This window comes from Methanobrevibacter sp. (assembly GCF_036307625.1).
Classification (GTDB): Archaea; Methanobacteriota; Methanobacteria; order Methanobacteriales; family Methanobacteriaceae; genus Methanocatella.
In genome coordinates, this window is sequence record NZ_JAXJXF010000051.1 from 19,183 (window position 1) to 40,673 (window position 21,491).

Annotated in this window: 23 protein-coding genes; 17 read left to right on the forward strand and 6 right to left on the reverse strand. The window is 33.7% G+C overall.

The genetic code is table 11. The annotated features are described in order from the left end of the window. The first annotated feature begins 10 nt into the window (after window positions 1-10). From oadA to UIB65_RS03085, 4 genes are all read left to right on the forward strand, one after another. Complete coding sequence (oadA, locus tag UIB65_RS03070; RefSeq protein WP_330039660.1) at window positions 11-1,723, forward strand: sodium-extruding oxaloacetate decarboxylase subunit alpha; 1,713 nt, start codon at window positions 11-13, stop codon at window positions 1,721-1,723. A gap of 111 nt (window positions 1,724-1,834) precedes the next feature. Continuing rightward, on the forward strand, window positions 1,835-2,848 hold the full coding sequence (locus UIB65_RS03075) for a tRNA-dihydrouridine synthase (protein ID WP_330039661.1): 1,014 nt from the start codon (window positions 1,835-1,837) through the stop codon (window positions 2,846-2,848). Window positions 2,849-2,984: 136 nt separating this feature from the next. Further along, window positions 2,985-3,611, forward strand: coding sequence for a TetR/AcrR family transcriptional regulator (locus tag UIB65_RS03080; protein ID WP_330039662.1), 627 nt, complete (start codon window positions 2,985-2,987; stop codon window positions 3,609-3,611). Further along, window positions 3,612-4,697: a radical SAM protein gene (locus UIB65_RS03085; RefSeq protein ID WP_330039663.1), complete on the forward strand. Its 1,086-nt coding sequence runs from the start codon at window positions 3,612-3,614 to the stop codon at window positions 4,695-4,697. It abuts the gene before it with no gap. Between the two features lie 283 nt (window positions 4,698-4,980). On the opposite strand, the gene UIB65_RS03090 is transcribed toward UIB65_RS03085, so the two are convergent. Together UIB65_RS03090 and UIB65_RS03095 are read right to left on the reverse strand one after the other, a co-directional pair. Further along, entirely contained in the window at window positions 4,981-5,700 is a 720-nt protein-coding gene (locus tag UIB65_RS03090; RefSeq protein ID WP_330039664.1) for a DUF4012 domain-containing protein, read from the reverse strand. Window positions 5,701-5,832: 132 nt separating this feature from the next. Then, window positions 5,833-6,432 (reverse strand): hypothetical protein, encoded by a 600-nt coding sequence (locus tag UIB65_RS03095; RefSeq protein ID WP_330039665.1) that lies wholly within the window; start codon window positions 6,430-6,432, stop codon window positions 5,833-5,835. Between the two features lie 81 nt (window positions 6,433-6,513). Between UIB65_RS03095 and UIB65_RS03100 the strand changes: the two genes are divergently transcribed. From UIB65_RS03100 to UIB65_RS03110, 3 genes are all read left to right on the forward strand, one after another. After that, window positions 6,514-7,530, forward strand: coding sequence for a M48 family metallopeptidase (locus UIB65_RS03100; RefSeq protein ID WP_330039666.1), 1,017 nt, complete (start codon window positions 6,514-6,516; stop codon window positions 7,528-7,530). Window positions 7,531-7,539: 9 nt separating this feature from the next. Beyond that, the gene (locus tag UIB65_RS03105) at window positions 7,540-7,788 is read left to right on the forward strand and encodes a transcriptional regulator (protein ID WP_330039667.1); all 249 of its coding nucleotides are present in this window, start codon (window positions 7,540-7,542) and stop codon (window positions 7,786-7,788) included. Between the two features lie 144 nt (window positions 7,789-7,932). Further along, on the forward strand, window positions 7,933-8,544 hold the full coding sequence (locus UIB65_RS03110; protein ID WP_330039668.1) for a vWA domain-containing protein: 612 nt from the start codon (window positions 7,933-7,935) through the stop codon (window positions 8,542-8,544). Here the strand turns inward: UIB65_RS03110 and queC are convergent, their stop codons facing one another. Both queC and larC read right to left on the reverse strand, forming a co-directional pair. After that, complete coding sequence (queC, locus tag UIB65_RS03115) at window positions 8,545-9,222, reverse strand: 7-cyano-7-deazaguanine synthase QueC (protein WP_330039669.1); 678 nt, start codon at window positions 9,220-9,222, stop codon at window positions 8,545-8,547. Further along, window positions 9,219-10,388, reverse strand: a complete 1,170-nt coding sequence (larC, locus tag UIB65_RS03120) for a nickel pincer cofactor biosynthesis protein LarC (protein ID WP_330039670.1) — start codon at window positions 10,386-10,388, stop codon at window positions 9,219-9,221. The genes queC and larC overlap by 4 nt, the downstream gene beginning before the upstream one ends. An 82-nt stretch (window positions 10,389-10,470) precedes the next feature. Between larC and UIB65_RS03125 the strand changes: the two genes are divergently transcribed. The 4 genes from UIB65_RS03125 to UIB65_RS03140 all read left to right on the forward strand — a co-directional run bounded on the left by UIB65_RS03125 (window position 10,471) and on the right by UIB65_RS03140 (window position 15,133). Then, window positions 10,471-11,538, forward strand: a complete 1,068-nt coding sequence (locus UIB65_RS03125; protein WP_330039671.1) for a phosphatidylglycerophosphatase — start codon at window positions 10,471-10,473, stop codon at window positions 11,536-11,538. A gap of 282 nt (window positions 11,539-11,820) precedes the next feature. Next, window positions 11,821-13,356, forward strand: a complete 1,536-nt coding sequence (locus tag UIB65_RS03130) for an IS1182 family transposase (RefSeq protein WP_330039672.1) — start codon at window positions 11,821-11,823, stop codon at window positions 13,354-13,356. A 198-nt stretch (window positions 13,357-13,554) separates the two neighbouring features. Next, the gene (gene cobS, locus UIB65_RS03135; protein ID WP_330039673.1) at window positions 13,555-14,337 is read left to right on the forward strand and encodes an adenosylcobinamide-GDP ribazoletransferase; all 783 of its coding nucleotides are present in this window, start codon (window positions 13,555-13,557) and stop codon (window positions 14,335-14,337) included. 256 nt (window positions 14,338-14,593) lie between these two features. Further along, the gene (locus UIB65_RS03140; RefSeq protein WP_330039674.1) at window positions 14,594-15,133 is read left to right on the forward strand and encodes a tRNA (cytidine(56)-2'-O)-methyltransferase; all 540 of its coding nucleotides are present in this window, start codon (window positions 14,594-14,596) and stop codon (window positions 15,131-15,133) included. Here UIB65_RS03140 and UIB65_RS03145 read toward each other — a convergent pair. After that, on the reverse strand, window positions 15,130-16,224 hold the full coding sequence (locus UIB65_RS03145) for a DUF763 domain-containing protein (protein WP_330039675.1): 1,095 nt from the start codon (window positions 16,222-16,224) through the stop codon (window positions 15,130-15,132). The two genes, UIB65_RS03140 and UIB65_RS03145, sit on opposite strands and share 4 nt — an antisense overlap. 207 nt (window positions 16,225-16,431) lie before the next feature. Between UIB65_RS03145 and UIB65_RS03150 the strand changes: the two genes are divergently transcribed. Both UIB65_RS03150 and UIB65_RS03155 read left to right on the forward strand, forming a co-directional pair. Further along, complete coding sequence (locus UIB65_RS03150; RefSeq protein WP_330039676.1) at window positions 16,432-17,166, forward strand: peptidylprolyl isomerase; 735 nt, start codon at window positions 16,432-16,434, stop codon at window positions 17,164-17,166. Window positions 17,167-17,260: 94 nt separating this feature from the next. Next, entirely contained in the window at window positions 17,261-17,836 is a 576-nt protein-coding gene (locus UIB65_RS03155; RefSeq protein WP_330039677.1) for a sugar O-acetyltransferase, read from the forward strand. Here UIB65_RS03155 and UIB65_RS03160 read toward each other — a convergent pair. Continuing rightward, window positions 17,833-18,351, reverse strand: a complete 519-nt coding sequence (locus tag UIB65_RS03160) for a fumarate hydratase C-terminal domain-containing protein (protein WP_330039694.1) — start codon at window positions 18,349-18,351, stop codon at window positions 17,833-17,835. The two genes, UIB65_RS03155 and UIB65_RS03160, sit on opposite strands and share 4 nt — an antisense overlap. A gap of 322 nt (window positions 18,352-18,673) precedes the next feature. On the opposite strand from UIB65_RS03160, the gene UIB65_RS03165 reads away from it, so the two are divergent. Genes UIB65_RS03165 through UIB65_RS03180 form a run of 4 tightly spaced genes read left to right on the forward strand, consistent with a single transcriptional unit; the run spans window position 18,674 to window position 21,488 of the window. After that, window positions 18,674-18,940, forward strand: a complete 267-nt coding sequence (locus UIB65_RS03165) for a ferredoxin family protein (RefSeq protein ID WP_330039678.1) — start codon at window positions 18,674-18,676, stop codon at window positions 18,938-18,940. 8 nt (window positions 18,941-18,948) lie between these two features. Continuing rightward, a complete protein-coding gene (locus tag UIB65_RS03170) occupies window positions 18,949-20,070 on the forward strand; it encodes a 2-oxoacid:acceptor oxidoreductase subunit alpha (protein WP_330039679.1) in 1,122 nt (373 codons plus the stop codon). Beyond that, a complete protein-coding gene (locus tag UIB65_RS03175; protein WP_330039680.1) occupies window positions 20,071-20,934 on the forward strand; it encodes a 2-oxoacid:ferredoxin oxidoreductase subunit beta in 864 nt (287 codons plus the stop codon). A gap of 8 nt (window positions 20,935-20,942) precedes the next feature. Further along, window positions 20,943-21,488, forward strand: a complete 546-nt coding sequence (locus tag UIB65_RS03180) for a 2-oxoacid:ferredoxin oxidoreductase subunit gamma (protein WP_330039681.1) — start codon at window positions 20,943-20,945, stop codon at window positions 21,486-21,488. The last annotated feature ends 3 nt before the right edge of the window (window positions 21,489-21,491 follow it).

A 21,491-nucleotide genomic window follows, 5' to 3' on the forward strand; every position in this document is an offset into this window, starting at 1 on the left:
GGTGTAATTAATGGCTAAAGTTAGATTTACAGAAACAGCTCTTCGTGATGCTCACCAATCTTTACTAGCGACTAGGATGAGAACAAGAGACATGGTTCCTATTGCTGAGGAGATGGATAAGGTTGGATATTTCTCTGTTGAAGCTTGGGGTGGAGCTACTTTTGATACTTGTATAAGATATTTAAATGAAGACCCATGGGACCGATTAAGACAATTGAAATCTGAATTCAATAATACTCCTATTCAGATGCTTTTGAGAGGACAAAACTTGGTAGGTTATAAACATTATCCTGATGATGTTGTAACAAAATTTGTAGAAAAATCCTATGAAAATGGAGTAGACATTTTTAGAATTTTCGATGCTTTAAATGATATCAGAAATATGGAAAAAGCAATTAAAGTTGCCAAAGATCAAGGGGCACACGTTCAGGGAACAATTAGTTATACCATAAGTCCCGTACATACTTTAGATGATTTTGTGAATTTGGCTAAAGAGTTAGAAGCACTTGATTGTGATTCTGTTGCAATTAAAGATATGGCTGGTTTAATTACTCCTACTGCTGCTTATGATTTAGTTTCTGCATTGAAAGAAGAAACTGATTTGCTTGTGGATTTACATTGTCACTGTACAAGTGGTATGACTCCAATTAGTTATTATGCAGCTTGTCAAGCTGGTGTTGATATTTTAGATACAGCTATTTCACCTCTATCTTGGGGAACAAGCCAACCACCTACTGAAAGTATGGTTGCAGCATTGCAAGGCACTGAATATGATACTGGTTTGGATTTAAAATTATTAACTCACATTAAAAAATACTTTGATGATATTAAAGAAAAATATGCAGGTATCTTGGACCCGATTTCTGAAAGTATTGATGCTGAAGTATTGTTGTATCAAATTCCGGGTGGAATGCTTTCAAACCTCATTTCACAACTTAAAGAGCAAAATGCTCTAGACAGATATAATGATGTATTGGAGGAAATGCCACGTGTTAGAAAAGATATGGGATATCCACCTTTAGTAACTCCAACAAGCCAAATTGTTGGTATTCAATCTGTAATGAATGTATTGGGTGGAGAAAGATACAAAACTGTATCCAATGAAGTTAAAGAATATATGAAAGGAATGTATGGTAAACCTCCTGCTCCTGTAAATAAGGAAATTTCTGAAAAAATCATTAGTGAAGATGAGGTAATTACCTGTAGGCCTGCAGATTTATTAGAACCTGAATTTGATAAATTTAAATCTGAAGGTGAAAAAGAGGGTTTTGTCAAATCTGATGAAGATGCATTGACTTATGCATTATATCCTCCAATCGCTCCAAAATTCCTTAAGGGTGAAGCTGAAGAAGAAGAACTTAAAGCTCCTAATTTAATCAATGAAGATGAAGGTATTGGAATTCCAACTCAATATAATGTTGAAGTTGATGGAGACGTATTTGAAGTTAAAATCATGCCTACTGGATTTATGGAAATTGAAGAAACCGATTCTGGAAACTTCAAACCAGTTGAAGGAGGAATAACTTCCTCTATGCAGGGTATGGTAATTAAACTCAATGTTAATGTTGGGGACAAAGTAACTAAAGGATCCACAATCTGTGTTATTGAAGCTATGAAGATGGAAAATGATATTCAATCTGAAGTTGATGGTGTTGTAAAGGAAATCTTTGTAGAACCGGGTGATGCAGTTAGCGCTGGAGATACTTTAATGGTAATCGAATAGATTACCTTTTTTTACTCTTTTTTTTTAAGCTTTTTTTTTAGTAACTTTAAACTTACTGATGTTTTTATATACTTATGATTATATATGAAAAAATAAATTTGTGGGATTATTATGAAGGATATTTTTGATAAATGTAAATTAGGAGATTTAAATCTTAATAGCCGTATTGTTAGAACTGGTACTTGGGAAACTGAAACAGAAGAAGGAGGATTTCTTTCTCCCGCTATTTATGATAGGTATGAAAAAATTGCAAGTAGCGGTACAGGTTTGATAATATCCGAAATGTTTGTGCTGGATTACAAGGACCGTTTCGCACCATACTCCGCAAATTTAAATTATGTGGGTTTTGTAAAGGATTACAAGATGATAGCGGATATCTGCCATAATCATGATGTTCCAATTCTTGGGCAGTTAGCATTCTTTTACTATGATGATGGGGATAACCAAAAAGCTGAACCAAATGACCTGACAATTGATGGAATTAGAAAATTACAAGCGGAAGTAATAATGGCCGCTAAAAAATTCTCATTTGCTGGTTTTGATGGAATTCAAATTGATATGGGAAATAATTTTTATCTGGCACGTTTCATAAATCCTTACTTTAATCAACGAGAAGATCAATATGGTGGAAGCACTGAAAACCGTGTAAGAATTGCATCTGAAATCATTAAGGTAATTAAAAAAACAATGGACATGCATGTGAGTATTAGAATTAACCCATGGGATGTTAGAAAAGACGGAATGACTGCTGAAGAGAGTCTCAAAGTTGCAAAGGAACTTGAAAAAGCGGGTGCGGATAGTATTCAATTAACTGCACGTACAATTTCTTATCTCTATGATGGAAACGAAAAGAATCCTTTCTTGGTATATGTTGATAATTTGATTGATGATGTCGACATTCCCGTTATTTTGGGCGGATCGTTAAGGGATATGAAATCAATGAATGATGTTTTAAACAATACTAATGTCGAATTCATGTCAATGTCCAAACCGTTTGTTGCACAGGCTGACTTTTTAGCGGACTGGAAAACCAAGGGTGATGGTCTTTCAATTTGTCAAAGTTGTAATAATTGTTACTCTAAAAAAACCAGTACCTGTTTTAAATATGGAACAGGTAACGAATAATCATCGGTTTTTTTTTACTTTTTGACATTAACATTAACTGTTGTTGTTTTGGATTTGATTTTTGAACTGGAACATATTGCATACATTTATATATTATAATTCATATAATATCCCTAACGAACGGTAGGTAGGAAATATGAATACTAAAGAAAAGATTTTTGATGTGGCTCTTGATTTATTTTCAAAGAAAGGATATGATTCAGTTTCCCTTAGAGAAATTGCTGAAGAAGTGGGAATTAAAAAAAGTTCAATATATAGTCATTACTCCTCTAAAGAAGCAATACTTATGGATATATTTGACTATTTGACCAATCTTTTTGAATATGATGAGTTGCTTAATAGTAAAGATTTGGATTTGAATGCAAACAATGAAATGCTGCTTCAAAATCCAGAAGAGTTTTATCATAAAGGTTCCGAAGCCATAAAGGAAATGTTTTCACAGGAAAAGAACCTTAAAATCTGGAAACTGTTATTCATTCAGATGCACCATAACGATGTAATCAGGAAATTTTTCCAAGATGAGATTCTTGCCAAGCCAATGATGTTCTGGGAGGGATTTTTCACTATTTTAAAGGAAAATCATATAATTCGCCAGGAATGCAATCCAAAGCTATTGGCAAAGGAATATTACAGTTTTCCGATTTATCTTATTTTGGAAATCTGTGTGGAATATGAGGACATTCCTCAAAGTTCTCTTGAAGATTTCTTTAACCAAGCAGAAGAGCATGCTAATTTCCTACTTGATTGTGTGAAGGTGAATTAAATGGATTTTGATATTCAAGATTATCTGGCCGGCGGTGTTGAAATCATCATGAAGGATGCAATGCGTGCAACACTAAAAAATCCGAAGGAAAGTCTGTTTTTGCTTAAATTTTCAAAACATGCTAAAAAAGCCACTAAAATCAGACAAAAATATGATAAAAAAGGTAAAAATATTCCGGCTTTCTTGATAGCAAGCATTACAAGCAGCTGTAACCTACACTGCACTGGATGCTATTCACGTGCACATGATGCATGCACTGACGACAAGCCGCAAAACCAGCTTACTGGTGATGAGTGGGAAGACGTATTCAAACAGGCAAAGGAACTTGGAATAAGTTTCATTGTTCTTGCCGGTGGCGAGCCGATGCTTAGAAGGGATGTCATACTAAAAGCAAGCAGATATCATGAAATTCTGTTCCCGATATTTACCAATGGTACCATGTTGGATGAGGATTATTATGATTTGTTAGATAAAAATAGAAATCTGGTTCCAGTCTTATCAATTGAAGGAAATGAGGATGTAACAGATTTTAGAAGAGGAAAGGGTGTTTATAGACAACTGATTGATTCAATGGAATATATGAGAAAAAATAATATTATCTTTGGTGCTTCAATCACATTTACAAAAGGGAATTTGTCAACTATACTTTCAAATGAATATATTGGTCAATTGCATGATTTGGGATGTAAAGTATTATTTTTCATTGAATATGTCCCTGTTGATGAAGATACTCTAGATTTGGCTCCTGGTAATGATGAAAGGGAATTGTTATTGGAGGAGATTATTTGTTTGCGTCAGGAATATTCTGACATGATATTTCTATCATTCCCTGGAGATGAAAAGACATCCGGAGGCTGTCTTGCAGCAGGTAGGGGATTTTTCCATATTAACTCTCATGGCGGTGCTGAACCATGTCCCGCTTCACCATATTCTGATGTTAATGTCAAGGATGCATCTCTTATGGAAGCTTTGAATTCAAACTTGTTTAAATCCCTAAGGGATGGGGGCATTCTGATGGATGACCATGATGGTGGCTGTGTGTTGTTTGAGCATAAAGATGAAGTTGAAAGGATTTTGAACAGATGAATATTTCAATTGCATTTTACACAAGTATTGGGCGACATCCATATCATTTGTTTTAAATTTAAAATAAGTAAAAGTTGAGATTCCATATCTACATCATATTTGACAGTAGGCATTTGTTTTAAAATAGTTATTCGAATTCTCAGAATTTAAGTACCTAAAAAAGTATTGATTTAAACTCTAAAAAAAATTCTGAATTCATTATGGGGGACTGAATTTAGTCCAATATTTTAAAAAAAGTTAAATAAAAAAAATTCTTTAAAGAATTTGTTAAATCCTTTAAAGATCAGCTAGTTAAACTTTCAAATCCTTTTGTAGCAAGCAATCTGGTAAATGAACCTTCAGGCTTCATTACAATATTTCCTTTAGAATATTCGTTTAATGCTGTTTTAATCATGGTACTTTTCTTATTAGGGTCTTTTGTTGCATTTGCAAGTGCTTTTACTAATACCATGACTGCATCTGCTCTAGACATGTTTCCTTGAACATTTTCATTGCCAGGGTAACCTTGGTATGCATCGTTTTCACGTATGATTTCAGTTGCAGTAAGATTACTTTCTTTACCATCTACTATAAGTGGACGAATAGAATTGATAACGTTATCCACACCTTCATCATAAACGACAACTACAGCATCGGATTTCATTCCAGTGTTGGCTTCTACAATTTCTTTTGCATAATCCATTCCAACATCCAATCCATCCCACAGACAATCGTGCATGAACATTCTACCACCTAGTCCTCCAGGTGCGGGTTGTGAAGGGTGAGTCATTCCTCCAGGATATATTGGGGTGTAATTTTTCAATGATCCATTTTCTAAACGAATCATGAATGCCATATCCACTCCACCGTTGGATTGTTCAGTTTTATCAGAAGCTAATACAAGTATATTCTTACTTTCATTGGTTAAATCAGGACCAGTGAATAGTGCACCTATTATCACTGCTATTAAACCAATAAGAACGATAACAAGAATAGCTATGATTAATTTCTTTGTTCTATTCATTTAAATTCACTCACGTTGTTTGTAAAAATTATTGATGTAAATTAAATTTTTGATATTTAGTTACATTTAATAATCTTATATTAGTTTAATATTTGATTGTTAACTTATATAAAATTTATGACAGTATTTATTTTACTTATAATAGGTTAATAAAATCTCTTTAAATTGTCTGTCATCTTGTTGGTCGGAAGGTATTTGTGAGTGGTATTTGGCTTCAAGATAATTTTGTTCTCCATCATCATTTAATTTTTTAATTTTTTCTGATTTGTATATCTTGATGGAGTTGTCTAGTTTTTGACTGAAGTCATGGTCTGATATTTTGGAGGGTGGTGTGCTTTTTATCATATTTTCTATGTCTTTAGGTATGCTGTTTCCAATCCATGCGAGTTCATAGATTGAGTTTCCTGATGCAAAATATGCATGTGACTGATTGTCATGGATATATTGATTATATTGGAAATAATGTCTAACTGGGTGTTGCTCAATATTCAAATCTTTGCTGTAGTCTTTTTCGCTGGCCCACAGTCCAATGTGTTTTGGAATGTTGTCATCAATGCATTCGATGGAAAATTGATTTTCTAATCTGTATCTGTTATTTTCAAATTCTCCATTTTGATATTTTGGAGGTATTTCAAAGTTAATTCCATTTATTTTTACAATAGACTCATTCTGAGCCCAAACACTGCTTATGAACACTAATGTTATTAAAATTATTAAAATCTTTTTTGTCATAACTGGTTTTTTATATATTTATTATCTTTTAAAAAACTTTTTAAACACAAATTATCAATATATTATTAGATGTGATTCATTATGGCGAAAGATGATAGGAGCAGTATCAATCCATTTACTGGAAAATCTCATTTTGATATGGTTAATGATGATAAATTTCTGCAGCAGTCTTATAATGAGTATTATTCCATGATTAATCAATCTCAACTTCTTGATAATACTCCTCAGGGCCAACAACTCAGAAATATTGCCATAAGATTGATTCAAGCCGTCGAAGGCTATTTAGCTCGAATCGGCAGAAGCGATTATACTGAGGATTATTATGATTGGGATTTTCATTTGGTTGCAAATGATACTGTAAATGCATTTTGCATGCCTGGAGGTAAAATTGTGATGTTTTCAGGCATTTTGTCTGTTGCAGATAGCGAAGAGAAGGTTGCATTTATTTTAGGTCATGAAATGGCACACGCTCTTCTGGACCATTCAAGAACCAGAGTCAGTGCTCAAAATGCTCAAAATGCCATTACTTCTGCAGCGTGGATTGGTAGTTTTGCATTGGATATTTTAGGTTTTGGTGGTGCAGGTGATCTTACAAGAGCCGCCACTAATGTTGCAAGTGTAGGTTCTCAATTTTTCTTAATGAATCCATGGGGAAGGGATCAGGAATTGGAAGCAGATAAGCTGGGCATGATGATAATTCATTGGGCAGGATATGACATTTCAGGGATTCCTAGATTTTGGCAAAGCATGGCTGGGGGCAATCCAAATAATCATGATTTTTTCTCTACACATCCCGCTGATAGTAAAAGGATAGCTGTTATGAATGAGTTGATAGTGGAAATTGAAAATCAAAAGGATTTTTATTCCGCTCCAGTTTTAAGTGATGTTCCTACTCCAAAACAAGAATTTGCAGCAAATCATATGGTTTCGGATAATAAGAAATATTGTCAAAATTGTGGTGCTATGGCAGATTCGGATGATAAATTCTGTACCAATTGTGGTGCTAAATTTGAAATTGAGCTTAAGTGTCCGAATTGTGGCGCTTTGGTTGAAGATGGTGATTCATTTTGCACCAACTGTGGAAACAAACTTATATGAGTGATTTGAATGGATGATAAATTTAAATATGTTGCTAGGTCTACCTATAGGGTTAAGGTATTAAAATCTCTAAAAACTGATGTAAAAATGCCTAAACAAATTGCTAATGATAGTGGTATACTAACTAATCATATATCTAATGTATTAAGGCAGTTAAAAGAAAAAGACATTGTTGAATGCATTAATCCTGAAGTTAGAAAAGGTCGTCTTTATAGGCTTTCTGATGAGGGCTTGGACATATTGAATAGACTTGAATAGCTCTTTTTTTATTTTTCTTTATTTTTTGTAATATTTTTCGAAATGTATATATACTACTTCATGTTAATATATTGTGTGTAAGTTATTAACATTTTATTAATAAAGTTAATATCTGCAACACAATTTTTAATGGAAGTGTAAATTATGAATGAACAACCTCAAAACCAGGATTTGGATTTAATTTTTGTAATAGATAAAAGCGGGTCAATGTGGGGCTCTGAAGAAGATACTATGGGTGGATTTAATTCTTTCATCGAAAAAGAAAGAAATAAAGGATTCAACACTAAAGTAACTGCCGTTCTTTTTAATGACCGCTATGACATGTTGTATGAGAGAAAACCTATTGAAGATGTTTCTCAATTGACTTCAGAAGAATACTGTGTAGGTGGCACAACTGCCCTTTTGGATGCTATTGGAAAAACAATCACAAGCCTCAATCATAAAATTGACAATAATGTATTATTTGTCGTTATGACTGATGGTAAGGAAAACTCTTCCATTGAATATTCCAAATCTCAAATCAAAAGCATGATTAGCAATCATAATTGGGAATTTATTTTCCTGGGTGCGGATATTGATTCCTATTCTGAAGCGGGTGCTATTGGATTTAAAAAGTCCAGAATTGCCAATCATAGAAAGTCCAAAGAAAGCCTTGGTGATGTATATTGTTCTCTTGAGCGTGCTACTAATCATTTGAGGGTTAGCAAGAATTTGGATGAAATTAACTGGAAAGAAGATTTGGAGAAATATGATTGATTATTTTTCATATTCTGTTAAATCTTTTATTTTTAGTTTTTTAAATGCTCGTTTTCGTCGCATACAACTTTCACAAACGCCGCAGTGTTTTTCTCTACCTGCATAACAGGAATAGCTAAGTTCCATTGGAGCACCAACTTCTACACCTAATTTAACAATTTCCTCTTTATTCAAATCAATTGCTGGTGCTTCAATTTTTATATTTTCCGGTGAACCGATACTTATCAATTCATTAAATGCATCCATGAATTCCTTGGAGTTGTCGGGAAATGTTGCAGCTTCCTCTGCATCCCATCCGACAATAATTATTTCCGCTCCAATACTTTCTGCAAAAGATGTTGCAATGGCTGTGAAAACCATGTTTCTGGCTGGAACCCAAACGCTGCTTGCGGTTTGTTTACTTTTTTCCAAATTGTCTAGTTCATCTTCTTTTATTTCAGGAATGTCTTCATCAGTATTGAGGCTTGAAGTACTGATTTGAGCCAGCCACGGCAAATCAATAACATAGTGTTTGAAACCCATTTTTTCACAAATTTCCTTTGAAGCTTGAAGTTCTCTTTTAAAACTCTTTTGTCCATAATTAAATGTGATTGCATGGATTTCATAGTTTTTTGAATATACGCTTGTTGCAACTGTGCAGTCAAGTCCTCCGGATAATACTGAAATTGCTTTTTTCATTTTATCATCTCTTTGATTTTTCTTAATGGAATTCCAGTTTCCTGGGCAATTCTTTTTAAATCTTCATATTCTGGTCTTGATGAAATCAACTCTCCATTAACATAACCATTTTTGAATGTTATTTCATATGTGTGCCCATTAATTTCAACTTCTTTTTCGATGAATTCTCTTTTTGCAATTCCTCTATGCATATTTGGAGCTATTCTAATTCCTAAACTTCCAGTTTCTTTAAATATTACATTGATGAGTTGTTCCCTATTTTTTCTTGGAGATATTACTTTTAAAAGGCTTCCCTGACGATTTTTCTTCATGATTATTGGGGTGATTGAAACGTCACTGGCGCCTGTGTCCATTAGTTTGTCGAATAAATATCCTATTTCTTCACCAGTTAAATGGTCGAGATTTGTTTCAATAACATCTATATTGTCTTTTTGAGAAATGTCCGATGCTTCTATGATCCTTAAAACGTTCGGATGGTCAAAATCTTTTCTGCCTGCACCATAACCTGTTTTTTTAGGTTTTATCTGTGGAATGAATTCGGTTATTTCATCGCAGATTTCTGCATAAATTGCACTGCCTGTCGGTGTTGCCAGTTCGCTGTCCACAGGTCCTCCAACGATATTTGCATCCTTTAAAATTTCCACAACGGCAGGTGCTGGAACAGGTATTATTCCATGTGCTGTTTTGACTCTGCCGCCTCCAACAGCAATTGGGAGGCCTATTATTTTTTGTTTGTCCATGTTCAGTAAGTAGTATGCATAAATTGACCCGATAACATCTGCTACTGCATCACTGGCTCCAACTTCATGAAAATGTACTGTATCCATGGTTTTACCATGAACTTTTGCTTCTGCCTTGGCAATTCTTTCAAATACCTTTATTGAGGTTTTTTTAACATTTTCATCTAAATCCAGATTATTTATTTTTTCAATGAATTCGGGATAATTTATGGAATGTTTATGTTCAAGCATTTCAACATGGCAGAATGTGGAGTCAATGCCATGTTTTGTTACTTTGATGAAGTTCACATTGACTTTACCAAAAGGCTCTGCAGATTTTTCCATTATCTCTTTTAATTCATCCTTGTTGGCACCTAAATCGACTAGTGCTCCTATAATCATATTTCCAGCAATTCCGCTGGATTGTGGGTCAATAATTATTGTCATGATAAAAAGTCCTTTCTAAATATTATACTATAATTTAAATTAAATAATTAATATATTATTGTATAAATTGATAGGTTATATTATGAAATTCGACATTATCGAAAAAGATTATGGGATTTGCATTCACAATCCCAATTATTTTTTGGCATTCAGTGACTTTACGGTAGCTGATGGCATTGACATAGTTGAAAATGTTAATGTTGTTAATGCTAAAGATGATTTTAAAGCTACTGCTAAAAAGGCAGAAACATTCAATCAGTCTCATGGCTCTTATATTGCTCAGGCTGCAGATTCAATTAACTATTTTAAAAATTCATACGGTGATTTGACAGTTTTTACTTTTATTTCCAATGATGTTTTTGTTGAAGACTTTACTGATCAGCTGAAAGTAGCTAATTCTCCAAAAGGCTTTGTGGATGCCAGAATCAATGTCAGTCATATTGTTTATGTAGACAAAATTGTTTCTCCAAGGGATTTGCTTAAAATATTTAAAATAATTGTTAACATCAAGGCGAAAGTACTTGCAAACATGGCATTGCCGTTTCATATACAGAACATTTTAAATGCCAATGATTTTTTAGCTGTATTGGCCAATATTCCAAAAACGGATGGTGATGGCTTAGATATTAACAATGCAGATTATGATGATTTTGATTTGAATGAGTTCAAGGTCAATCTGGAAGAAGCAATAGAAATCAGCATGGAAGATGCATTTGAAAAACTCGATTTGACATTTGGAATTTTGGATTATTTCGTATCTGAAGGAATATTGATTGGGGATCTTGTAGAGGCGGGAACTGAACTTGTTGATGAGTCACTTGTTGGTGAAGAATTTAATGCCAGATTGGAAGCGCAAATTCTTAAATCATTGGCTGATGTTAATGTTATTGCTCTTTTGGTGGCCGCATTGAGAACAGAACAGGATTTTGCTGGAAATCGCATTAGGGAATTTAGGGATGTTTCAAACTTGTACAGTGATGATGTGTTGGGTCTGGCCATCTCAAATCAAATTGCAGGAACCAAGGCAACTTTTAACTTTAAAAGATATATTGAAGCAAAGCCCGGAATTATTTATGGATTGCCTCCTGTTCTTGACAGTATCTTTGCAGGTTTGATTGCCGGATGTGTGTCTAAGATTCTGGAGGATTGACGGTTTCAGTATTATTGGGGGATATTGCACAAAAAACTTTTAATAATGTTTATTGATCTTCAAAAAATATAAAACTTATTATTTAAGCTATAGTCTCATTAAAACAACTGTTGGATTCAATTAATAGGATTATATTCATTTATTTCTTTTTTTTTTAAAGAAGAGGATGTGACACGAAGTCACTATTTTTTTAATTTTATTTTGTTTATTTTTTCTTTAATTTTATATACTATGAAGTACAATCTTTTATTATAGAGATTAATCTTTGTGGTTGTTTTATTTATGGTTTTGAAAGATGATAATATTAATCAGACTATGTTGGTCCCTATGGACTTGCGAAATTTGATTCCTGAAGATCATCCTTGCTATTTTATTAAAAATGTGGTTGATTTAGTTGATTGTTCGAAAGTGAACCAGGAATTTCGTGGAAAGCCTGGTGAATTTGCTTATCCTCGTGAATTATTGCTCAGACTTATTTTAATGAGTGTTTTCGACGGCGGATTGTCTTCAAGAGAAATTGAGAGAAAAACACGCACTGACATTGCATATATGTATCTTGCAGCGATGGAAAAACCATCATATCGAACAATAGCAAGATTTAAAGTCGAATACTCAGATTTAATCGACGAAGCATTCAAAACAACTATTAAAATTGCAAAAGACAATGATTTAATCAAAATCCATCATCTGAGCTTGGACGGAACTAAAATCAAAGCAAAAACATCAATTAACAAATTAACTGATGAAAACCAAATCAAAATCATGAAAGAACATCTTGAAAAAAGTATTGAATTAGATCAACAAGAAGATGAAGAATTGGGAGATGAATCTGGAAACAGCGTTCCAGAATCATTAACAGATAAAGAAAAATTCAAAGAAACAGTAAAAGATATAGAAAAATCATCTAAAAATGATAGAAACAAAGATAAACTTCGTTCTTCAAGTTTAAATCTTTTAAAACAAGCAAAAGAAAATCCTGAAGATGTTTTAAAAAAACTCAATGAACTCGAAGAAAAAGTAAAAGAATCACCAAAAGACGTAATCAGCATAAATGACCCTGATGCACGCTTAATGAAAAATAAAAAAGGCAAATGGGAATGGGATTACAATGCACAAATCATTGTAGACGAATACAAAGGAATAATACTCACATCATACGTCACACAAAATCCAACAGACCATTTCGAACTAATTCCATCAATAGAACAATTAAAATCCAATTTAAAAGAAATATACGATGAAATGCCTTCTAATTTCCAATTCAGTGCAGATAATGGATATTCCACAGATGAAAACACAACATATCTCGAAGAAAAAGGCCTAGATGGATACATATCCACTAGAAAACTCTCAAGAAAAGAAAAAAAGTACAATCTATGGGAAAAACCATTTCAAAAAGATAATTTCGACTACGATGCAGAAATTGAAACCTATATCTGTCCTTTAGGAGAAATATTATATCGAAGACGAACATACGAATATAAAAACAAACAAAGAATAACATATTGGACAAACGAATGCAAAAACTGCATTATGAAAGAAATATGCTGCAATAAAAAGAACTACAGAACAATCCAAGACTATGGAAACCCTTCCAAGATTAGAATGCAACGGAAAATGGAAACAGACTGGGCACAAAAAATCTACAAAAAACGATCAAAAACAGCAGAACTACCATTTGCACACATAAAACAAAACATGAAACTCCAAGAATTCACCACAACCGGAATAAAAAATACAAACACTGAATTCAAACTATATACAATCGGACATAACCTAAAAAGAATATACAATGAAATAAACAAGAAAAACAACTAAAAATAAGAAAATATATAAAAAAATTAGAAACACAAAATTCGATTAAAAATTTTGCGTCACATCCTCAAAGAATTATTTGTGTCTTGATTCAATATGGCAAGTATAATATATTAGTTTTAATATACTATTTTTCATTGAAGTATTGTCTATTGCTTTTTATATGATGTAAAAATTTGGATGATATCTGGGGATTTGATTATGGAGAATGATGATTACTTTGAAGATGAGGAATTTTCACCAATAAGGTCTCTTCTAGGCCTTTTAACCTTTTCAACAATCTTGCCGATTCCTGTTTATACTTCAATTGAATATATGACCAAATTAACTTGGTGCTGGCCATTTTTGCATTTGTTCGTCGGTGCTTTGGCTGCAGCATGCGGATATGTCTGTTTGAACTTCCTGCATCTGAATTCATTTTTCACAGCAGCGATTGTATATGCTTTTTTAATGTTGATAACTGGTTATAATCATTTGGATGGTGTTATGGATATGGCCGATGGAGTCATGGTTCATGGTGAGCCTGAACGTAAAATTCGGGTAATGAAAGATGCCTCTGTCGGTGCCGGAGGTGTTGCAACATTATTTTTAGTGGCCAGCTTGACAATTGCCGGTTTATATAATATCTTGGATTATAATTTTATAGTTGGAATCGTCATCTGTGAAATGGTTGCAAAGACATCCCTCATTACAACAGCATTATTGTCAAAACCGCTGACTCCTGGAATCGGAAGCTATTTCATGCTGGAAACCACTCCTTCAAATTATTTAATCTCAACAATATTTGTGTGCATTATTGCCTTTTTATTGGGTGGTGTTGCTGGCGTTTGTGGAGTTTTGGGAGCCATGATTTCCGGAATTATAATTGCACTTATTGCAAAAAGGAATTTTGTGCTTGCTAATGGTGACGTTTTGGGAATGAGTAATGAAGTGGGTCGTTTATTTGCTTTATTGTTTATGGCTATAGCTTTATATTTCTTCTAATTTTTTTATTTTTAAATCAATTTAATGTTTTAAAATTAATTTTGCTAGCTTAAAAAGCATTAGTTTATTAATTAGATTGATTATAATTATTTTTGATGTGTTTACCACTCGCTATTTGACATTTCATCACATCCATTATTTTCTTCATTTTACTCATTGAACATCAAACATCAATATTATTTGTGAAGTGGGTGGTAATATCATCATTTTAGAGAAATCATTATATATTTTCCTTGTTAAAGTTATTAGTGATAATATGAATGTTAATGTTTTAAGATTGGACCATAGGTTGAAAAGAGACACTCGGATTACTACTCATGTATGCTTAACTGCCCGTGCATTCGGAGCCAGCAAAATCTATCTTGCAGGAGAAAGAGACAATAATCTTATGGAAAATGTAAGAGACACTTCTTCTAGATTTGGCGGAAACTTTGAGATAGAATATACTGACAGTGCAATGGGTGTCATCAATAAATGGAAAGCTGATGGTGGAAAGGTTGTTCATTTAACAATGTATGGTTCTCAGGCTCATGAAATTGCTCCTGAAGTCAGAGAAGATGGATCCGATATTTTGATTGTTGTTGGGGGAGCAAAAGTTCCTGGAAAAGTGTACAAGGCTGCTGATTGGAATGTGTCTGTCACAACTCAGCCTCACTCTGAAGTTTCTTCACTTGCTGTATTCCAGCATTTGCTGATGGACGGTAAGGAATTTGAACTGGAATTTGAAAATCCTGTGCTTGAAGTCATTCCGACTGCACATGGAAAAAATGTTAATATTCACAACGAGAACCGTTAGGAGATAAAGTCATCCAGTCTTTTAATGGCTTTTAATTTATCATCTTTTTTTATGCGTGCTTGGTCAATTGCATCTCTGATTGTTTGAATAGAGTTGTCATAGACTTCTCTGTCTACGGGATATGGAAAACCGTCTTTTCCTCCATGTGTGAAGCTGTATTTCACTGGATCTTTCCAGCTGGCAGGCTCACCGTAAACCAAATCTGATATTAATGCCAAGGCTCTTATTTTTTTGGGTCCTATCCCTTGAAGAAGAATTAGTTCCTCATAATTTTCCGGCTGAATTTCATAAGCTTTTGTCAAAACTTCAAATTCTTTATCTGAAATGTCCATGTCTAAAACAGGGTGGTGTTCGGGCATTGTAAAGTCTTCTAAAAGCATTTGGTTGTCTTTTCTTTTGAAGTATTGCCTCAAATGATTTGGGTTGTCATTAATTAAATCGACACTTATCTTCTGTGCTTCTTCACTATCTTTTGAAGACATGTTTAAGGTATTTGGAGTTTTTTTATCGCAGGAAATTCCACTATGAGGATCATTTAATAGTTTATCAACTTCTTCTCCTAGCCAATGGTATCTACGAGCATATTTTGTTTCTGTATTTAATCCTTGTTGGACTACTGCCCAATCTCCTTTTTCGGTAACAAAGAAGTTATGCTGATATAATGTGTATCCGTCTTGGATACATGAATTATCAATTTTGGCAGATAATTTGCTTGTCTCGATTAACTTTTCAGTGGTTTTGGTTTTCAGGTTAAATATTTCTCCTGCATGTTCTATTCCTCGGGGTGTTTTTCTTGATTTTCCACCTTTTCCGCCAGTCAAATAAATTCCGTGCTCTTCCGGAGTCAGTGATGCCTTCAGCGCTCCTAAGGTTGTAGTTGTTGTTCCGGATGAATGCCAATCAAATCCTAAAACACATGAAAATGCCTGGAACCAGTAAGGATTTGAAATTCTATTTAGGAATTCATTTAAACTGTATTCCTCAATTATTACAGATGCAAGAGCTCCTGATAAATTAACCATTCTGGAAAATAGCCATGCTGGTGGATGTCCTCCGTGTAATGGTAAATTAACTGCGCCTCTTCTTTGCATGAATTATAATTTTATTTTTATTTAATATTAGTTTTTTAGAAAGAGCATTTGAAAAGTATTCTATTTTGTATTTTTTCTAATTTTTCTCTATTTGGCAAATTTTTGTTGCATAAACAAAACTTTAATAAATGATGGTTACTAAAAGTATAAAATGTTATATTTATTAACAAATTATTTTAATCAAAATTATTAAGGAGCGTAATTTTTATGGCTATAGATAACGGAGATTTTGTTAAAGTAAATTTCACTGGTAAAATTAAAGAAACTGATGATGTATTTGATACTACTTATGAGGAAATAGCACAAGAAGCAGGAATTTTTGAAGAAAACAAAACCTACAAACCAATCCCAATTGTTGTCGGAGGAAACCACTTATTACCTGCTATTGAAGAAGCTATTATTGGTTTAAATGAAGGAGAAACCAAACACATTGAAGTTGAATCTGATAATGCATTCGGACCAAGAGACCCTAAAATGATTCAATTGGTTCCTATGAAAGAATTCAGAAAACAAGGCATGAACCCAATGCCTGGTATGAAAATCCAATCTGAAGGTGCAACAGGTAAAATATTAACTGTAAATGGTGGAAGAGTAAAAGTTGATTTCAACCATGAATTAGCTGGAAAAGATTTAATTTATGATGTTGAAGTAACTGAAATCATTGAAGATGAAGAAGAAAAAATCAAAAGTATGATTGAGTTACACTACTCCAACCCTAATGTAGATATTGACAAAACTGAAATCAACATTGAAGATGGCGTTGCAAACATCAAATTAGATGAAATGTCCAAATTCGACCAACAATCTTACATGGACATTACCTTTGCAAGATTCAGAATAGCTAAAGACATCTGGGATAACATCGATGAAATTACCAAAGTTAATTTCGTAGATGAATTCGAGAAAAGAGAAGAATCTGACGACGAAGAAGACGAAGAATAGATTCATTTTATGAGTTATTTTTCAAATAACTCCTTTTTTTTTACTTATTTTTTTATACTCATTTTTAAATATTATTTTTGACAAATCCATATTCATGTTACAACTCAATGAACTTTTGGAAATTTTCAATGAAGGTAAAACGTTAGTAATGGATGAAGAAGCGGCTGATGCATGTAATTACTATTCCAGAGAAGCGCAGAAGATTACTTGCGAACTTAATTATAATTATCATGAATTTGAAGAAATCAGGGAACTATTTTCACAATTAATCGGCAGTGAAGTCAGCGATGATTTCAGAGTTTTCCCGCCGTTTTTCACAGACTTTGGAAAGAACATCCATCTTGGAAAAAATGTATTTATCAATGCAGGTTGCAAATTCCAAGATCAGGGCGGAATCTATATTGGAGATAATGTGCTGATTGGCCACAATGTTGTTTTGGCTACATTAAACCATGATGAAAATCCTTCAAAAAGGGGCAATTTAAAACCTTCTCCCATAAAAATTGGAAATGATGTTTGGATAGGTTCCAATGCTACAGTTCTTGCCGGTGTTACAATTGGAGACGGTGCAATCATTGCAGCAGGAGCTGTTGTCACTAAGAATGTGGCTGAAAATACCGTTGTTGCTGGTGTTCCGGCAAAATATATGAGGGATATTAGGATGGATTAAATCCTTTTTCCTTTATGGATTGCAACAATTCCAGGAATGTTTTCTACCTTAAGCTCAAACATGGCTTCCATTCCTTCATTTTCAAATAAGACACACTTTTTTTCCAATACCTTATTTGTAAGCAATGCCGCCACTGGTGGGGTTATGACAAATATTGAATTGTTTTTATTTAGGGATTCGGCAGTTTCATCACTTAACATGCCTTTTCCAATGTGTATTTTAACACCATTTTCACTTAAATACGGAATTGTCGATTCGATTTCTTCCTTATTGCTTGTTGTAGGTGCAATTCCAGCGTCACTAAATGCAGTGTGCATGATGACCATCCCTTTTGTATCAAAGGGGACTTCATTTTTTTCTATTAATCTGACTAATTGGGGAAGCGCTGCATCTCTTCCGGTATAAAGTGTCCCGGAAATGGTGATTTTGTCTCCTACATTCAGATTATTCAAATCTTCATTGGTGATTGGTGTTGTCAAATGTTTCATGGGAGTATTTTTGTTTTGATTTTTAATATAGTTAATTAATTCATTTGATGGTGCATACAATTAATTAGTTTATAACAAATTGATTTTTTACTTTTTTTGGGTTTTATTCAAAATTCCTATTGTTGCTGTGCAATAATAGTGTCATCGGGTTTATTAACAAAAATTATGATTTTTTGGCTAAAATTTAAGATTAATATTGTAAAATAAGATGTTTCGTTAATTTATTTTTCATTTACTTTTTTATAAATTTTGTCAGTATCTTGTCATTTTCATAAGATATTTAAATGTTTATTAACATAATTATATAACATCTATATTTATTTTGATAAATATATTAGGAGATTATAAATTGATTATTATTGATGAAAATTTGTGTAAAGGATGTCATCTTTGCTTATTCATGTGTTATAAGAATGTATATGCAATTTCTCCAGATATTAATAAAAAAGGAGTCCAATTACCTTTTGTTAAATTTGAAGACAGATGTACCAAATGTGGCACTTGTGAAATTGCATGTCCTGACCAAGCTATTACCGTGGATTTGCCAGAAAATTGGTGGATGAAAGATGACAGTGATGTTAACTTCAATCCTAATTTCACAAAGGGGAAAAAGTAGGTGTTATGATGGCTGAAGAATTTTTTATTCAAGGAAATGAAGCATGCGCTAAAGGAGCAATTGCAGCAGGTTGTAGATTTTTCGCTGGTTATCCTATCACTCCTTCAACAGAAGTTGCTGAAACTTTAGCTCGTGAACTTCCAAAGGTTGGAGGTTCTTTTGTTCAGATGGAAGATGAAATTGCATCTGCTGGAGCTATTATTGGCGGTTCTTGGGGTGGAACTAAATCAATGACTGCAACTTCCGGTCCAGGTATTTCATTAATGCAAGAAAATATTGGTTATGCATTTATGAGTGAAACTCCAATTGTTATTGTGGATGTTCAAAGAGGATCTCCTTCAACAGCTCAGCCAACTATGGCTGCACAGGGGGATATGATGCAAGCTAGATGGGGTTCTCATGGAGATTACGAACCGATTGCTTTGTCTCCATCAAGTGTACAGGAATTTTTTGATTTCACAATCAAGGCGTTTAACTTAGCTGAAAAATACAGAGTTCCAGTGTTTGTCATGGCTGATGAGGTCATTGGTCACATGAGAGAAAAAATAGTCGTTGAGGACAATATTGAAGTTGTTCCAAGAAAAAGACCTGAAAAGACAGATGATTATTTGCCATTTGAAAATATTGAAAATGGAACCACTCCAATGCCAGCATTTGGTGATGGATTCAATATTCATGTAACAGGCCTTACTCATGATGAAAGAGGATATCCAGATACAAACAATCCTGAAACTCATGACAAACTTATTCAGAGAATCTGTGATAAAGTTTTGAATAATAAAGATGATATTTGCTCTGTACAGTCTGAAAACTGTGAAGATGCAGACATTGTCATTGTTTCTTATGGTGCTCCTGTAAGATCTGTTGTTGAAGCGGTAAACAGGTCCGATAAAAAAGTGGGTTATATTAAAATCGATACTCCATGGCCATTCCCTGATGAACAGGTATCTAAATTAACAGCAAATGCAAAGGATGTGCTTGTTGTTGAAATGAATTTAGGTCAAATGTATTATGAAGTTGACCGGGTTTGTAAAAGAAATTCAAATGTTCATTTAATGGGTGTAATTGGAGGATTATTACCAACTCCTGATGAAATCTTAGACCAAATTAATAGAATAGGAGGAAATTAAATGTCAGAACATAAACAAAATAGATTTCTCCCTTATTTAAGAGAAGACAGATTGCCTCATATTTTCTGTCCTGGATGTGGAAACGGGGCCATTATCAATGCATTTTTGGCAGCTATGGAAAAGACAGAAATGGACTTTGAAAATATTGCAATGGTTTCCGGAATCGGTTGTTCTTCAAGAATTCCAGGATATTTAAAATGCGATTCTCTTCACACTACTCACGGAAGAGCATTAAGTTTCGCAACTGGTTTAAAAACTGCTAATAAAAACTTGGATGTTGTTGTATTCACAGGTGATGGTGATGCAGCATCAATTGGTGGTAATCATTTGATTCATGCGGCTAGAAGAAATATTAATCTGACCGTAATCTGCATTAACAATAATATTTATGGTATGACTGGTGGTCAAATCAGCCCTACATCTCCTAAAGGCAGTTTCGGAACCACTGCACCATATGGTAATCATGATGCTCCATTCAAGTTGGCTGAACTTGTTGCAGCTGCAGGCGCAACTTATTCCGCTAGATGGACTGCAGTTCAAATGGAAAATTTGGTGCTTGCTATTAAGGAAGGATTAGAAAATCCTGGTTTTTCATTTATTGAAGTTGCAACTCAATGTCCTACTTACTTTGGTCGTAAAAATAAGTTAAAAACTCCTACTGCAATGGCGGCAGTTATGAAAGCAAATACTGTATTCAAATCTGCAGCCGATAGGATGAGACCAAAAGAATTGGAAGGAAAAATTGTTGTGGGTGAATTTGCAAATACTCAAAGGGACGAATTCACACAAAACATTGACAAAATCAGTGTGGAAAAATATGGTAAACAAACCTTAATCAATTCCGCATATGATGGGGACTTGTAGGTGATAAAATGAGAACTGAAATTAGAATCTGTGGATTTGGAGGTCAAGGAATTATTCTTGCAGGTATTATTTTAGGCAAATCCGCAAGCCTTTTTGATGATAAGGAAGCTGTTCAAACTCAATCATATGGTCCTGAAGCTCGTGGTGGAGCTTCCAAATGTGAAGTTGTTATTAGTGACGATAAAGTTGATTATCCTAAAGTTCAAAGTCCGGATATTTTGGTAGCCATGTCCAATGAGGCTTTATTGAAATATATTGTGGATTTAAAAGATGAAGGAACTTTAATTGTCGATCCTGGAACAACTGATGTTGAAGATGTTAAAGATTTTGTTGAAGAGCATAATATTAAAGTTTATGAAGCTCCTGCAACTAAAACAGCTACTGATGAAATAGGTCTTAAAATTGTAGCTAATATCGTAATGGTTGGAGCAATTGCAAAAATTACGGAAGTTATCTCTAAAGAAGCTGCAATTAAAGCTATTGAAGCTAGTGTTCCTAAAGGAACTGAAGAGAAAAATATCAGTGCGTTTGAAGCGGGTTATAATTTATTATAAATA